The organism is Agromyces sp. Y782 (assembly GCF_059445405.1).
In genome coordinates this window covers 745,775-759,704 of sequence record NZ_JCAIUG010000001.1, presented here as the reverse complement: position 1 = coordinate 759,704, position 13,930 = coordinate 745,775, and the positions used below count along the sequence as shown (strand labels likewise).

Annotated in this window: 14 protein-coding genes; 8 read left to right on the top strand and 6 right to left on the bottom strand. The window is 68.2% G+C overall.

The features are described from left to right. Window positions 1-86: 86 nt before the first annotated feature. Window positions 87-1,751: an ABC-F family ATP-binding cassette domain-containing protein gene (locus AC1C2S_RS03430; protein WP_495351135.1), complete on the bottom strand. Its 1,665-nt coding sequence runs from the start codon at window positions 1,749-1,751 to the stop codon at window positions 87-89. 597 nt (window positions 1,752-2,348) lie between these two features. On the opposite strand from AC1C2S_RS03430, the gene AC1C2S_RS03425 reads away from it, so the two are divergent. Beyond that, window positions 2,349-2,720 carry a hypothetical protein gene (locus tag AC1C2S_RS03425; RefSeq protein ID WP_495351134.1) on the top strand — a complete coding sequence of 124 codons (372 nt, stop codon included), beginning with the start codon at window positions 2,349-2,351 and terminating at the stop codon, window positions 2,718-2,720. Window positions 2,721-2,764: 44 nt separating this feature from the next. Next, complete coding sequence (locus tag AC1C2S_RS03420; protein ID WP_495351133.1) at window positions 2,765-3,448, top strand: NUDIX hydrolase; 684 nt, start codon at window positions 2,765-2,767, stop codon at window positions 3,446-3,448. A gap of 35 nt (window positions 3,449-3,483) precedes the next feature. On the opposite strand, the gene AC1C2S_RS03415 is transcribed toward AC1C2S_RS03420, so the two are convergent. After that, a complete protein-coding gene (locus tag AC1C2S_RS03415; RefSeq protein WP_495351132.1) occupies window positions 3,484-3,774 on the bottom strand; it encodes a DUF4287 domain-containing protein in 291 nt (96 codons plus the stop codon). Between the two features lie 213 nt (window positions 3,775-3,987). Here AC1C2S_RS03415 and AC1C2S_RS03410 point away from each other — a divergent pair, with 213 nt between their 5' ends. After that, a complete protein-coding gene (locus AC1C2S_RS03410; RefSeq protein WP_495351131.1) occupies window positions 3,988-4,923 on the top strand; it encodes an aldo/keto reductase in 936 nt (311 codons plus the stop codon). 21 nt (window positions 4,924-4,944) lie between these two features. On the opposite strand, the gene AC1C2S_RS03405 is transcribed toward AC1C2S_RS03410, so the two are convergent. From AC1C2S_RS03405 to AC1C2S_RS03395, 3 genes are all read right to left on the bottom strand, one after another. Further along, window positions 4,945-5,490 (bottom strand): VOC family protein, encoded by a 546-nt coding sequence (locus AC1C2S_RS03405; RefSeq protein ID WP_495351130.1) that lies wholly within the window; start codon window positions 5,488-5,490, stop codon window positions 4,945-4,947. A gap of 106 nt (window positions 5,491-5,596) precedes the next feature. Next, window positions 5,597-6,259, bottom strand: a complete 663-nt coding sequence (locus AC1C2S_RS03400; protein ID WP_495351129.1) for an AraC family transcriptional regulator — start codon at window positions 6,257-6,259, stop codon at window positions 5,597-5,599. Between the two features lie 210 nt (window positions 6,260-6,469). Next, window positions 6,470-8,134, bottom strand: coding sequence for a serine hydrolase (locus AC1C2S_RS03395; RefSeq protein ID WP_495351128.1), 1,665 nt, complete (start codon window positions 8,132-8,134; stop codon window positions 6,470-6,472). A gap of 44 nt (window positions 8,135-8,178) precedes the next feature. On the opposite strand from AC1C2S_RS03395, the gene AC1C2S_RS03390 reads away from it, so the two are divergent. The 5 genes from AC1C2S_RS03390 to AC1C2S_RS03370 all read left to right on the top strand — a co-directional run bounded on the left by AC1C2S_RS03390 (window position 8,179) and on the right by AC1C2S_RS03370 (window position 13,227). After that, window positions 8,179-9,297 carry a hypothetical protein gene (locus tag AC1C2S_RS03390; RefSeq protein WP_495351127.1) on the top strand — a complete coding sequence of 373 codons (1,119 nt, stop codon included), beginning with the start codon at window positions 8,179-8,181 and terminating at the stop codon, window positions 9,295-9,297. Between the two features lie 363 nt (window positions 9,298-9,660). Beyond that, window positions 9,661-10,536: an LLM class flavin-dependent oxidoreductase gene (locus tag AC1C2S_RS03385; RefSeq protein ID WP_495351126.1), complete on the top strand. Its 876-nt coding sequence runs from the start codon at window positions 9,661-9,663 to the stop codon at window positions 10,534-10,536. Window positions 10,537-10,570: 34 nt separating this feature from the next. Further along, window positions 10,571-10,939, top strand: a complete 369-nt coding sequence (locus AC1C2S_RS03380) for a PLDc N-terminal domain-containing protein (protein WP_495351125.1) — start codon at window positions 10,571-10,573, stop codon at window positions 10,937-10,939. A 235-nt stretch (window positions 10,940-11,174) separates the two neighbouring features. Further along, entirely contained in the window at window positions 11,175-11,657 is a 483-nt protein-coding gene (locus AC1C2S_RS03375) for a hypothetical protein (RefSeq protein WP_495351124.1), read from the top strand. A gap of 46 nt (window positions 11,658-11,703) precedes the next feature. Beyond that, a complete protein-coding gene (locus AC1C2S_RS03370; RefSeq protein ID WP_495351123.1) occupies window positions 11,704-13,227 on the top strand; it encodes an ATP-dependent DNA ligase in 1,524 nt (507 codons plus the stop codon). Here the strand turns inward: AC1C2S_RS03370 and AC1C2S_RS03365 are convergent. After that, window positions 13,174-13,905 (bottom strand): TetR/AcrR family transcriptional regulator, encoded by a 732-nt coding sequence (locus AC1C2S_RS03365; protein WP_495351122.1) that lies wholly within the window; start codon window positions 13,903-13,905, stop codon window positions 13,174-13,176. The two genes, AC1C2S_RS03370 and AC1C2S_RS03365, sit on opposite strands and share 54 nt — an antisense overlap. Window positions 13,906-13,930 lie beyond the last annotated feature (25 nt).

Here is a 13,930-nt window from a genome sequence, read left to right as displayed (position 1 = left end):
CGTACGGACCTGACCCGCGGATGGCACACCGGTTTGCCATTTCGGCAAGGCCGCGCCGCGCCGCCGCACCGCGCCCGCGCAATCGGTCACCCGGCCAGCTCGAGCCGCTCGCCATGGAACCGCTCGCGCATCAGCCGGTCGTGGGAGACGAGCACCACCGCACCCCTGAACTCCTCGAGCGCCCGCTCGAGATCCTCGACGAGATCGGGGGAGAGGTGGTTGGTCGGCTCGTCGAGCAACAGCAGCTCGTGCGGCTCGCTCACGAGCAGCGCGAGTTCGAGCCGCCGCCGCTGACCGTACGAGAGCCCGTCGACCGGCACGAGGAGATCGCGCGGGTGGAACAGGCCGAGACGCATGAGCCGCCGTTCGGCGGTGCCTGCATCCTCGCGGATGCCCGCCGCATACGCCTCGAGCAGGGTGCGCCGACTCGGAGCGATCTCGCTGTGCTGGCGAAGATGGCCGACGCTGCGGGTCGCCGTCACCGCTCCGGCATCCGCTCGCTGCTCACCTGCGATCACCCGGAGCAGGCTCGTCTTGCCGATGCCGTTCGGGCCGGTGACGAGCAGTCGGTCGCCCGCGACGAGTCGCAGTTCGTCGACGGATGCCCCGGCCACGCGCACCCCGACGAGCGCGAGCAGCGGGGCATCCGCTTCGTCAGGGGCATCCGACGCTCGGGGGTTCACGTCGACCGCCTCATTCGGCACGGCGGCTGCGAGCCGCTCGAGCGACGGGGTGAACGAGAGCGGCACCGGCGGTGACGCGATCGGGTCGTCGAGCAGGCGCGCCACCCGCTCCTTGGCATTGCGGATGCGTCCCATGGCGCCGTGGTCGCGGCCACGTGCCCGGAATGCGCCCGCGCCCATGCCCGCTTTGTCGAGCTTGCGCGGGATCGCATCGAGTCGCACGGCGTTCGCGGCGGCGAGCTCGCGATTGCGCGCGAGTTCGGACTTCCACATCTCGTACGCGAGTCGATGGCGCTCGCGTTCGTTCGCCTTCGCGATCAGGTACCCCGCATAGCCGCTGCCGTAGCGCGTGACGGATGCCGCGTCGACCTCGAGGATCACCTCGGTGAACGCTTGGAGGAAGGCGCGATCATGGGTGACCGCGACGACCGTACCGTGATGGGCGCGGAGCCGCTCGACGAGCCACTGCCATGCGGTGTCGTCGAGGTCGTTGCTCGGCTCGTCGAGCAGCAGCAGCTCGGGATTCGACGCCAACGTCGCCGCGAGGGCGACGCGTGAACGCTCCCCGCCCGACATGGTCGCCCACGGACGGGAGCGGGTGATGCCGCCGACGCCGAGCACCTCGAGCGCCGCGTCGAGTCGTGCCGGTGCGCCGTAGCCGTCGCGCGCGTCGAACCGTTCGGTCAGATCGGCGTAGCCGGCGAGTCCCGCCTGGAGAGCTGCGCCGTCGAGGCGGGCGAGACCGTGCTCGGCCTCGCGCATCGCGCGTTCGAGCGCGCGCAGCTCGGCCGAGCACGCATCGATCGCGTCGCCGACAGTCGCGCCGTCGGGCAGCTCGAGCACCTGGCTGAGTGCGCCGATGCCGCCCGCGACGGCGACGGTCACCTCGCCGGCATCGGGCAGCAGTTCGCCGCTCATGAGGCGCAGCACGGTGGACTTGCCCGACCCGTTGTCGCCGATGATGCCGACGCGTTCGCCGGAACGCACCGCCAGGTCGACACGGTCGAGCACGATGCGGTCGCCGAATCGCTTCGTCGCGGCGCGGAGTGAGAGTTGGCTCGGGTACATGTGGAACTCCGTTTCCCGGCCTGTTCAGTGCACGTGCGCTCGGTCGCATGCACGCGCCGCAATGCGGCGGATGCGACGGAGCGTCGACGGCTCAGGCCGAATGATCAGTGGTCGAACGCGCGGGATTCAGCGCAATGCTGAGATCAGCGCGGTTGTGATCAACGCGGTTGTGATCACGCAGAGGCCGTGGAGCATTGCTCGACACGGCTCGCCACTAGGAGTAAATCAGAGTACCCATCGGATCGACCGTAGCAGAACTCGCCGGCGCGCGCCGACCGCGCTCGGCTCTCCCCACCCGGCGACCGTGTTCGGTTGGCTCCTCTGTGGGTGGGTTGTGCCACCGATACTGGCGTTCGTCCCGGTCGGTTTCTGTCCTCATTGAACGTGCGATCTCACATTGAACGTGAGCACACATGTGGCGACCTTGCGGGAGGCCGGATACGTGGACGTCCTCAGCGGCTCGACATCCATTGACGTTCGCAGCGAGAGCGGATTCATTGCCGCCAGTGCGGCCCATCCTCTTTCCCCACGTGCCAGTATTCGGCTATGAGATCGAACGGGAAGCTCGCATCGGCGACAGGCGTCGCACTGTTCGCCGTGCTCGCACTGGCGGGATGCATCCATTCGGGGTCCGGCTTCGCCGCCCTCGAGCGTGCCGCCGAGGAGGGTGATGTTCTCCCGACTGATCTGCCGGAGTACGCCTACGACGATCTGAACCCGGAAAGCAGCCGCCTCGTGGCCGAACACGACGGCAACACCCTCTACTTGGCGAAGGGCAAGGAAGCTGATCGTGTCTGCCTCCTCGTCTATTCGAACTCCGAGGATTGGGTGATCGGCTGTGGTGGAGGGCAGGAGTTCGGAGTCGGCGCGCAGAGCGGCAGCTACGTCGTCAGAATCGATGGGCCTGATGGAGCACCCGCGCCAGAGGGCTCGATTGAGATCGCATCGAACGTCTTCTCGAAGGAATAGCGCACAGCCGCGGCGCTGACGTCGGGGCTCCGTAGGGTGGAGCCATGCCCGCCATCACCGATGCCCGCGCCGACCTCATCGCTCTCTGCGAGCGCGGCCTCGAGTGGCACTCCGATATGCCAGAGGGGCGAGCGGATGCCGCGGCAGTGCGCCCGGCGGCGGTGCTCGTGCTGTTCGGGGTGCTCGACTCGATCCCGGCCCGCACGGCCGCGGCGGTGCCGCGCGACCTCGACGTGCTGCTGCTTCGACGTGCGGCCACCCTCAGAAGTCACGCCGGACAGATCGCCTTCCCGGGGGGCCGGCTCGACGCATCCGATGACGGACCGATCGCTGCGGCACTTCGAGAGGCCCGTGAAGAGACCGGGGTCGACCCCGACGGCATCGAGCCGCTCGGCACGCTGCCGACGATGCCGGTGCCCATCAGCAACCATCTCGTCACGCCGGTGCCGGCGTGGTGGACCCGCCCGTCCGAGGTGGCGGCAGTCGATCACGACGAGTCGGTCGACGTGTTCCGCGTGCCCGTCGGCGAGTTGCTCGACCCGGCGAATCGGGCGAACACGCAGTTCACGCTCGAATCGCGCACCTACCGCTCGCCCGCGTTCACCGTCGGAGACCGCCTCATCTGGGGCTTCACCGCCCTGGTGCTCGCCCGCATGTTCGACGAGCTCGGCTGGTCGGAGCCGTGGGATCCCGAACGCACCGTGGAGCCCGACAACCTGAGCCGGTGAGGCGCTGCGTCGCAGAGGCGCAGCGAGGCGAAGCACTACCCGTTCGGGTTCGTCGCGGCGCCGTCAAGCCAGAGGGTGTCGGTGACATCGCGGTGCACACCGTCGGTGCCGACGTGCTTCGCGGCGATCTGCGGGCCCTTCGTGATCACGTGCACGAGCGCCATCGCGTGCCCCTGCCCGAGGCTGTAGTCCGCTTTCAGCCACTCGACGATCGGCGTCGCCTTCGTGCCCGGGCCGAAGCCCCGCTCGGTTGCCAGGTCGACGAGCTGCCGGGGCGTGAGTCCGGTCTTCTTCTCGATGGTGTCGAGGTAGGCCTGGAATGACATGCGGTGCTTCCTTTCGCGGGCGGATGCCGCGTGGCATCCATTGAGTCCAGACTGCGGCTCGCGGCATCCGATCGCCATCATTTCGACGTGGATCGAAGGTCGAGTGGTCCGACGGTTTCGGGCGTTCGGCGCGAGCGCGAGCGGTGTGGCCGAGTCTCGTGTGGGCATAGGGTGAATCCGCAACATCCGGAACCGACAGCTCAGGAGCAGCCCGTGAAGACCATTCCCCTCGGTGGCGGCGACCTCACCGCACCCAACGTCGTGCTCGGACTCATGCGCATCCAGCAGAAGAGCGACGAGGCCGTGCGCGAACTCGTCAGCGCAGCCCGCGACGCCGGCATCGACTTCTTCGACCACGCCGACGTCTACGGCGATGAACTGCACGGCTGCGAGCGGCGCTTCGCCGAGGCGATGCAGCTGACCCCGGCGCAGCGCGATGAGATCACCCTGCAGACGAAGGCCGGCATCGTCAAAGGCGGCCCGTACTTCGACTTCTCGTACGAGCACATCATCGAGTCCGTCGACGGCTCGCTGCGCGCGCTCGACACCGACCGCATCGACGTGCTGCTGCTGCACCGCCCCGACGCGCTCGTCGAGCCCGACGAGGTCGCCCGCGCGTTCGACGAGCTCGAGGCATCCGGCAAGGTGCTCGCCTTCGGCGTCTCGAACCACACCCCGCGGCAGATCGACCTGCTGAGGAAGTCGGTCGGCCAGCCGCTCGTGGCGAACCAGCTGCAGCTGTCGATCACCCACGCGCCGATCATCGCCGAGGGCGTCGCCGCGAACATGCAGGGGCTCGACCAGTCGATCACCCTCGACGGCGGCGGCATCGTCGACTACTGCCGGCTCAACGACATCACCATCCAGGCGTGGTCGCCGTTCCAGGCCGGGTTCTTCACCGGCGTGTTCCTCGGCTCGTCCGAGTACCCCGAGCTGAACGCCGCGATCGACCGTCTCGCCGTGAAGTACGACGTGCCGGCGATCGCGATCGCGACCGCGTGGATCACCCGCCACCCGGCGAACATGCAGGTCGTGCTCGGCACGACGACCCCCGAGCGCGTGGCCGGCGCGGCTCAGGGGTCGGACGTGCCGCTCACGCGCGCCGAGTGGTACGAGCTGTTCCGCACCGCCGGGTACCGCGTGCCTTGACGCGGTACGTGCCGGGCCGCGTCAGCCGCGGGGGTCGGTGAGCGCGCCCATCGCATCCATGAGGGTGTTGTGGATGTACTCGAGCTCAGGGCTCGTGAAGCTCGACCAGTCGTCGTCACCGCCGGACTCCGACCAGTCAGCGGCATCCGCTTCGCCCTCGCCGTTCCATGCCGGTGCCGGCACGTGCTTGTAGACCCACCAGATGTTGCCCGACGGGTCTGAGAACCGCGACAGCGTGTCGCCGAAGAAATCGGTCGGCTTCGTGATGACGGTGCCGCCGTGCTGCTCTGCGCGAGCCAGCGTCGCGTCGACGTCGTCGACGTACACGCGCGTGAACGCGGGAGTGAACGGCCAGTCGGGCTTGCGGTCGGCGACCGTCAGGGTCGAGTCGCCGAGCCGCAGCTCGGAGTGCAAAATGAGCCCGTCGGTGTCGAGAGTGCGCGCCTCGGCGACATCACTCGCGCCGAACACCTCGACGAGGAAGTCGATCAGCGCGGCCGCGCCGTCGGACATGATGAATGGGTTCACGGTGTTCGAACCCTCAGGGGCAGCTGGAATGTTGTTCACATCGGTACCTTTCGCTCACCCTCAGCATCGGCGACGTTCTCGTGCGTGCCTTGGACAATTGCGACAAGCCGCGAGCGGCGCCTGAATCGCGGCGAGCGGTCAGAGGTCAGGGCGTCTGACGGATGTCGGAGGGCCGCTCCGCCCGAAGCGCCACGAATGAGCGGGTGAGGTGCGCCTGATCGGCGAAGCCGAGCTCGGCTGCGACCTCGGTCGCCGTGTCGCCCCCGCGCAGCGCGACCTCGGCGGCCCTCGCCCGGGCGAACTGGGTGATGCGCGTCGGGCTCAACCCCGTGACCGCTTTCACCCGGCGCTGCCAGCTTCTCGTGGAGTACCCGGTGCGGTCGCCGCGCAGAGCGCGCGCCGCATGCGCATCGACCCGCACCAGACCGCCTTGCTCGAGTGTCTCGACGAAGGGTTCGAGTTCTTCGAACGCGGGAATCGGGAGCAACTCGCCCGACATCGTGAACACACCGTCTGCACAGGGGAGTGAGACGAACCGGCCGATGAGCTGCGACTTCGGCAGCCGTGCGATGGTCACCTCGGGGTGGAGTTCGACGCCCCAATGACTCGCGCCGACGATGCCGACGAGCATTCGGGGTTTCGGCGTCGGGCCGGCGAGTTCGGCGGTCATCGACCCGTCGGGAAGTCGCGTGAACGCGAGCCCCCAATGCTCGTTCGCCGGCTCGAGATACTCGTCGGGTTCGTCGACGTGTGCTCGCCAGATCGAGTTGATCAGTCGATGGTCGTCGCGGATGTCGAGCTCGTACATGCGGCTTCCCCCCGGAGCGTCGGCGGCGCCGGCGGCATCCGGAGTCGCACTCTGCGTTTGCTGTGGATGCTAGCGGCTCCGCAGGTCAACCGCCCGAGTAGTGCGCAGCCGTCTGAGCGAGCCCGACCAGGGCGCCGAACAGCTCGGCGCCGCCGAGTGCAGCGCCGGCAGCAGCGAACCCCTTCGGTGCGGCGGCGCCGACGATGAGGTTTAGCCGGCCCGAGTGAAGACGCCGAGCCCGTTCGGCTCCTGCCCCTCCTCGGGGAACTTGTTGAAGTAGGTCAGGGTGACTCCGGTGATCTGCTCGCCCTCGCGAACGAAGACCGCCGAGGAGAGTGAACCGGGGAGCGCATTCTCACCGGTCGGCACGAAGGACAGCGTGTCGCCATCCCACGGTTCGATCTCGAACGTGTAGCCGCCCTCGGGGCCGAGCGCCCCGGTGAGAGTGCCGTTCTCCTCGGTCACGACGAAGTTGCCGAAGTAGGGGCTCGTGTACGTGCCGACGTAGTCGCCGGCCGGACCCGCTGCCGCGGCACCTGTGGGGGGCTCCTCGTCGACGAGGTCGCCCGCCGGGTCGGCGAAGCGCGCGAACCTGCCAGACCACAGGTCCAACCAGGGTCGCGTCTCCTCACCGAACTGAACGAGGTCGAGGAACTCCGAAACGATCGCTTCCGGGACTCCCGCCGGCGCTCCGTTCGTGAGCACGACGATCCCGAGGTTCAGATCGGGGATCATTGTGGCGTTGGTGGCGGCACCCCACCCGAACGCGCCGGAGTGATTGATGTTGACGCGGCCGGTCACGGTGGCACCGACGTTCGTTCCGAAGCCGTAAAGCGACGTGCGCGATACCAGGTTCTTGGCATCGCCGCCGGTGATCGAATGGGCGGAATAGGTCTTTGCGAGCACGAGCGGGTCGATGAACTCCGCGCCGTCGACCTCACCGTCAGCCAGCACCATATTCATCCACTTCGCGATGTCGCCGGCAGTGGAGGCGACACCGCCGGCAGGAGCCTCGGCATCAGCATCCCGGTCGAACAGCTGCTCATACTCACCTTCGCCGGTGCGCGCGTGCATCGCCGCGCGATCATCTGCGGCGAGGTATTCGTCGTGGAGGGTGGTCGTCGAAGTCATGCCGAGCGGCTCGAACAGCAGTTCGTGCGCGGTCTCCGCCCACGTCTGCCCGCGCGACGCCGCGACCGCCTCGGCGCCCACCGTCAGCCCGAAGTTGGAGTACTGGTACGTGTCGCGGAACGACGCCAGAGGAATCTGGTTCATGTGGGCCATGATGTAGTCGGCGTCAAAGCCGATGTCCTCGAGTTCATCGCCGCCGCCGGTCGGAAGGCCGGTGCGATGCGAGAAGAAGTCGGCGATCTTTGCATGCTCGGTCACGTACGGATCGTTCAGCGCGAAGTCGGGGAGGTATTCGACGACCGGATCCTCCCAGGACAGATCGGCGTCTTCGGTGATCGCTTTGGCCACAACGCTCGACGAGAGGGGCTTGGACAAGGACGCGATCTGAAACACGGTGTCGACGTCGACGGGCTCCTCCGTCGTCACGTCCCGCACACCGTATCCCTCTTCGAACACGACCTCACCGTTCGAGACGACCGCGGCTGCCGCGCCGGGCACTCCGGTCTGCTCGAGCGCCTTCTCGATGAACTCGGGAAGCGCATCGACGGCAGCGGCCACTGCCGTATCGCGATCCGTGTAAAGATCGACGGCGTCTTGGCTGGGGTCTTCGCCGAGTGCGACGGCGGGCCCGCTCGAGGACGCCTGTTCCGTCGTCCCCGCGGTGCACGCCGTGATTCCCAGCGTGAGTGCTGCCACCGTCGAGACGGCGATAACGCGTGCGATGCCCTTGTTCGTGCTGCTCATGCCGTTCATGTCGCTGCCCCCGATGACTATCTGATAGCGGACCCATGGCTTCCTACGCGGACGCATACGAAGCCAAGGACCCCGGTCCCCCTCAAATCAGTGTGTATGGACAGAAGCGGACAAAACAACCTCCGCTTCCGGCCACAGCCTCTAGAGGGCGTCCGGAATCGGCCACATGCGTCATGATGGTGTCCACACGCGCTCCGGAGGTGGACATGGAAGACAGGGCACTGCTCGAACTGATCTACCGCAGCCGCCCCGAGACGGTGGCGGAGCTCGCCACCATCGCGCACGCGGATGGGGGCGAGGCCGCCGACGCCGTTGCGCGTCTCGCGCGGGGTGGTGCGATCTCGGTGCGCGATGGCACGATCGCGTACGCGACGCCGGCGATGTGGACGGCCGACGTCGTCGAACGCGAAGTGCGTGCGATGCGGCAGACGGCGGACGAGGCTGCCTCGCGAATCGAGGCGCTCGTTTCAGACCTACCGGGTCTGCTGCGTCACTGGGCTGTAGGCGAGGCATCCAGTGATCTCGTTCCCGTTTTCGTGCGACACGGGCCACAGGCAGCAGAAGACCTCTGGTATGACATCGCGCGGGAGCAGAGCGAGACCGCCTGGTCAGTGCTTCCCGATCTCGGACGCTACTTGCAGACCGATCCCGCGCGCGCCAGCCGTTTCGCGGAGATGTTCGCCGGCAAGCGGTCTGTGCGAGCCCTTCTCCCGCGTTCGATGGCAGAGGACGCCCGGCTCGTGGCGATCGCCGAGCGCTACGCGGCCGTCGGGGTGGAGTTCCGCCTTCTCGACGACCTTCCGAGTTGGTTCTGGATCGACGGCGATGTGCTCGCATTGCCGATCGAATGGGGCGAGGGGTGGCCGTCCAGCGTGGTCGGTGTCCGTAGCGCGTCCCTCGCCGAACTGGGCCGAAGCCTGTTCCGCGAGCTCTGGCGTCGCGGCGAGCCGATCGGTGGTGTGGAGCAGCCGTGGGCGCCGCTTCTTGTGCTGATGAAGCAGGGCGTCACTCTCGACGCGGCATCTCGCAGGCTCGGGATCAACCCGCGAACCGGTCGGCGTCGCATTGCGGCGGCGATGGAGCAGTACGGCGTGTCGACATTGTTCGCCTTGGGTGTGGCGTGGGCCGCGGACGGGAAGCCCACCGCACGCTGAGCGGTTGTGTCTGATGGCCGACGTCTCTGGGTGTCACGGTCCGACAACATTCTGCGGACCGCGGTCGTCAGGCTCATAACCTCATTGGATGCGACTGCTGAAGGTGAGCGATCCGCAACCGGGCTGATGGCCGTCAGTCGTTGGTTTCGGTTACCCCTCCGGTCGGGACGTCCGCAACGCCGCCCAAGAGAGAAGGAGAGCGCTGAGGAGCAGCAGAGCGCAGATCCGCACAGTCCGCGACGAGTGACGGATTCCACTTGCATCACGAGAATGTCGTGGAATTCGCCACCTTCGCGTGCATCGAAGCATCCGCTCGGTATATGACAGTGGGCGCAAGCCGGTGGGTGCTGCCAGAGTTGCCGTATGCGTCGAATCGGAGCGATCTTCCAGCCAGCCTTCCCTCCTGAGCAGTTCCGACCCGCGGTCGAGGCGGCTGAAGCGGGGGGCGTGCCCGAACTCTGGCTCTGGGAGGACTGCTTCCAGCAGTCCTCCTTCGCCACCGCCGCCGCGGCCCTCGCGTGGACCGAGCACCTGCGGGTAGGCATCGGTGTCGCACCGATGCCCCTGCGCAACGCCGCGATCACCGCCATGGAGATCGCGACGATCGAGCGCATGTTCCCGGGCCGCCTGCTGCCGGGCGTCGGCCATGGAGTGCAGCGATGGATGGCGCAGACGGGCAGCCGTGTCGCATCGCCGCTGACGCTCATGCGCGAGTATGTTCCGGCGTTGCGGCAGCTGCTCGCCGGCGATGAGGTGACGACCGACGGGCGATACGTGAAGCTCGATCGAGTGAAGCTCGACTGGCCGCCGGCGACGGCGCCGCTCGTCTACGCGGCTGGTGAAGGCCCCAAGACGCTGCAGCTCACCGGTGAGGTGGCCGATGGCACAGTGCTTACCGGCGGCACGACGGTCGAACGCGCCGCAGAAGCCGTGGCGACGATCGCGACCGGGCGCAGCGTCGCGGGGCGCGCGGGGCGCAACGAGGTGGTCGTCTACCTGATGGCCGCGTTCGGCGGCAAGGAGGCCGACGAGCGGGTTGCACGAGAACTCACGCAGTGGAACATGCCCGACGACCAGCGCCTGGCCGCCGTCGGCGATGCGTCCGCCGTCGCCGAGGCCGCCGAGCAGTTCTTCGCGGCCGGTGTCGACTCGGTCGTGCTGCAACCCACCTCAGACGAGCCCGACCTCGGCGTGTTCATGCGCCACGTCGGCGAGGTCGCCCGTCAGCTCGCGCCGTAGCGGCGCATCCGCCCGGCCCAATATGCTGACGGCCATGGCCGCCGTATTTCCCGTCATCGTGGTCGCCGCGATGGTGTTCGCACTGATCGACATCATCATGCGCGACGAGTCCCAAGTGCGGCATCTGCCGAAGTTCGGATGGATCCTGCTCGTCGTGCTGCTGCCGCTCATCGGCACGCTGCTGTGGTTCGTGCTGGGTCGCGAATACGGCGGCTCGTCGGCCACCGACGGCATCGGCTCGCTCATGGCGCAGCGACCGCAGCAGGGCTACCGTGGCCCCGTGCCGCAGGTGGGTTCCACCGAGCAGCAGCTCGCCGACCTCGACCGCGAGATCGAGTACTACGAGCGCCGAGCCGAACTCGAACGACTGAAGCGGGAAGTCGACGGCGACCCCGCGAGCTGACGCCCGCGCGGCATCCGACCGCTTCGGCAGCACCTCAGCCGATCACGCTCACGCGAACCTGGGTGAGGTCGCCCATTCGCTGGGATCATGCCCCGGAGACGACGCCCCGCTGATCTGCGTGGCCGGGTGGCCGATGCACTGCGCCGGCACCATCCGAGCGCCCCTACCGCGGTACGGGCCGAGATGGCTCCCCAGAGGGATGCGATGAGCGCGATGCCGTTCGTAGGGTCGCCGCATGAACACACCAACCAGCATGAAAGTCTCATCGACAGCATGGTTCGCGGCGGTCGCCGCCGGAGTCATCGAATCCGTGCTCGCCGTCAGCGAGATCGCCGGGCAGGGAGGGCTGGACGCAGGAGCCTGGCTCAGTCTCGGCTTCCGCGTCGTCGTGTACGTAGTCGCCATCGTCATGATCACCCGTCTGCTCCGCGGAAGCCGCGCCGCCCGCATCGGGCTGACCGTGCTTCTGAGCGTCATCGGACTCGCATCTCTCGTCGTTCCCGCCGCGTTCGCGCTCGCGGACGGTCAGACCGTACTCGAGGCCTTCGGGAGCGGGGGGCCGCTCGGCGGGGTCTTCCTCGTCGTTCGGATGGCGCACATCCTGCTCGTCATCCTGGCAACCGCCGCCATGTTCAGCCCGACGGCCAGCGCGTACCTGGCGAGCACGAATCGGGCGCGGAAGCCTCGCGAGATGAGCACTTCGACTTCGGGCTCGTGACTCGTTCGGCTGCGGGTATGTCGGTCGTCGGTGGGAGACTGCCGGTGTGCTGCTCGACGAACTCGTGCTGACTGCCGACACCGTTGCGTCCACCCGCTCGCGCCTCGCGAAGGTCGACGCACTGGCCGAACTGCTGCGCCGGCTCGAACCCGACGAGATCGCGCCCGCGGTCGGGTTCCTGGTGGGCAAGCCCAGGCAGGGGCGCGTCGGCATCGGATGGCGCGGGGTGGCCGCGGCGACCGGCGAACCCGCTGCCGAGCCGACGATCACCATCAGCGAGCTCGATGCGATGCTCGAACGCCTCGCCGCGGCATCCGGCGCCGGCTCAGCGGGTGAACGAGCGAGGCAGCTCCGAGAGCTGACCTCGCAAGCCACCGAACGCGAGCAGGCATTCATCGGCCGCGTGCTGCTCGGCGAAGTGCGCACCGGGGCCCTCGAGGGCGTGGTCACCGACGCCATCGCACGCGCCGCCGACCGGCAGGGCGAGATGGTGCGCCGCGCCGCCATGCTCTCGGGCGATCTCGGCGAGACCGCGCGGCTGGCGCTCACCGGCACCGAGGCCGAACTCGAAGCCGTCGGGCTCGTCGTCGGGCGGCCTGTGCTGCCGATGCTCGCGGCGACCGCGTCGAGTGCGGCGGCCGCCCTCGAGACCACCGGCGAGGCATCCGTCGAGTTCAAGCTCGACGGCGCACGCATCCAGGTACATCGTGCTGGTGACGACGTGCGCGTCTTCACCCGCAACCTGGCCGACGTGACGCATCGCCTGCCCGAAGTCGTCGATGTCGTGCGAAGCCTGCCGGTGCGCGACGTCATCCTCGACGGAGAAACGCTCTCACTCGACGAAGACGGCGTGCCACGGCCGTTCCAAGAGACGATGTCGCGGTTCGGTGCGGATGCCGCGCGCGACACCCTGCTGCATCCGTGGTTCTTCGATGTGTTGCATGTGGACGGGCGCGACCTGCTCGACGAACCCCTCTCGACGCGGCTCGCCGAACTCGAGCGCATCGCTCCCGGGCACCGCATACAGGGCGAGGTGACCGCCGACCCCGAGGTCGCCGAGCGCGTGTCACGCGAGGCGCTCGCCGCGGGGCAAGAGGGCGTGGTCGTCAAGGCGATCGGCTCGCCGTACGCGGCGGGTCGGCGCGGGTCGAGCTGGATCAAGGTGAAGCCCGTGCACACCTACGACCTCGTGGTGCTCGCGTGCGAGTGGGGCTCGGGGCGGCGCACCGGATGGCTCTCGAACCTGCACCTCGGCGCGCTCGATGCGGTCGGCGAGTTCGGCGAGCCCGGCGGGTTCGTCATGGTCGGCAAGACGTTCAAGGGACTCACCGATGAACTGTTGCGGTGGCAGACCGAGCGGTTCCCGCAGATCGAGACCCGACGCACCGAGCACACCGTGTGGGTCGAGCCGACCATCGTCGTCGAGATCGCGATCGACGGGGTGCAGCGCTCGAGTCGCTACCCCGGCGGCATCGCCTTGCGCTTCGCGCGCGTCAAGCGGTACCGAGACGACAAGTCAGCGGCCGCGGCCGACACCATCCAGACGCTGCGGGGGCTGCTCCGCGGGTAGGAGCCGTTCGAGGCCGTCGAGAATGATGTCGAGCCCGAATTCGAACTCGAACTGATCGTCGCACCAGCCGAGGGTGGAGTCGGGATCGACGTGGCGCACGACCGCGAGCATCGCGGCGAGATGCGGTACATGTGCTGACATCTGTTCCATCGCGGTCGCATCGGCCGACTCGTCGTCGGGTTCGCCGAGCTCTTGCGAGAAGCCGAACATGCGGCTTCCGAGGGCGTGCATCGCGTGATGGATGAGGTCGTACGACAACCCGCCCGCGCGGAGCGTGCCGACGACGGAGTCGACGTAGCGCGCGGTGGTGAGGCTGAGATCGGTACGCGAGTCCAAGATCCCGGGGGCCCACGGATGCCGCAGCATCACGGTGCGCGCGGCGAGGATGCGGGCGCGCAGGCTCGACTTCCACTCGGCATCGGTCTCGGGTACCGCGAATCCGCCGGCCGCCTGCTCGACCTCGGCGAAGACGAGGTCGATGGTTCCGTCGAGGATCGCCCCTTTGTTGGGCACGTGGTAGTAGAGCGACATCGGCTCGACGCCGAGTCGCTCCGCGATGCGGCGGATCGTGAGGGCGTCGATGCCGGAGGCGTCGGCAAGGTCGACCGCCGACTGCAGTACGCGATCGCGCGTCAGCGGTGGGCGACGCTCGGCGCTTCGTTCGGTCGTCGATGACATGTGCTCGCCCTCCCTCCTGACCACG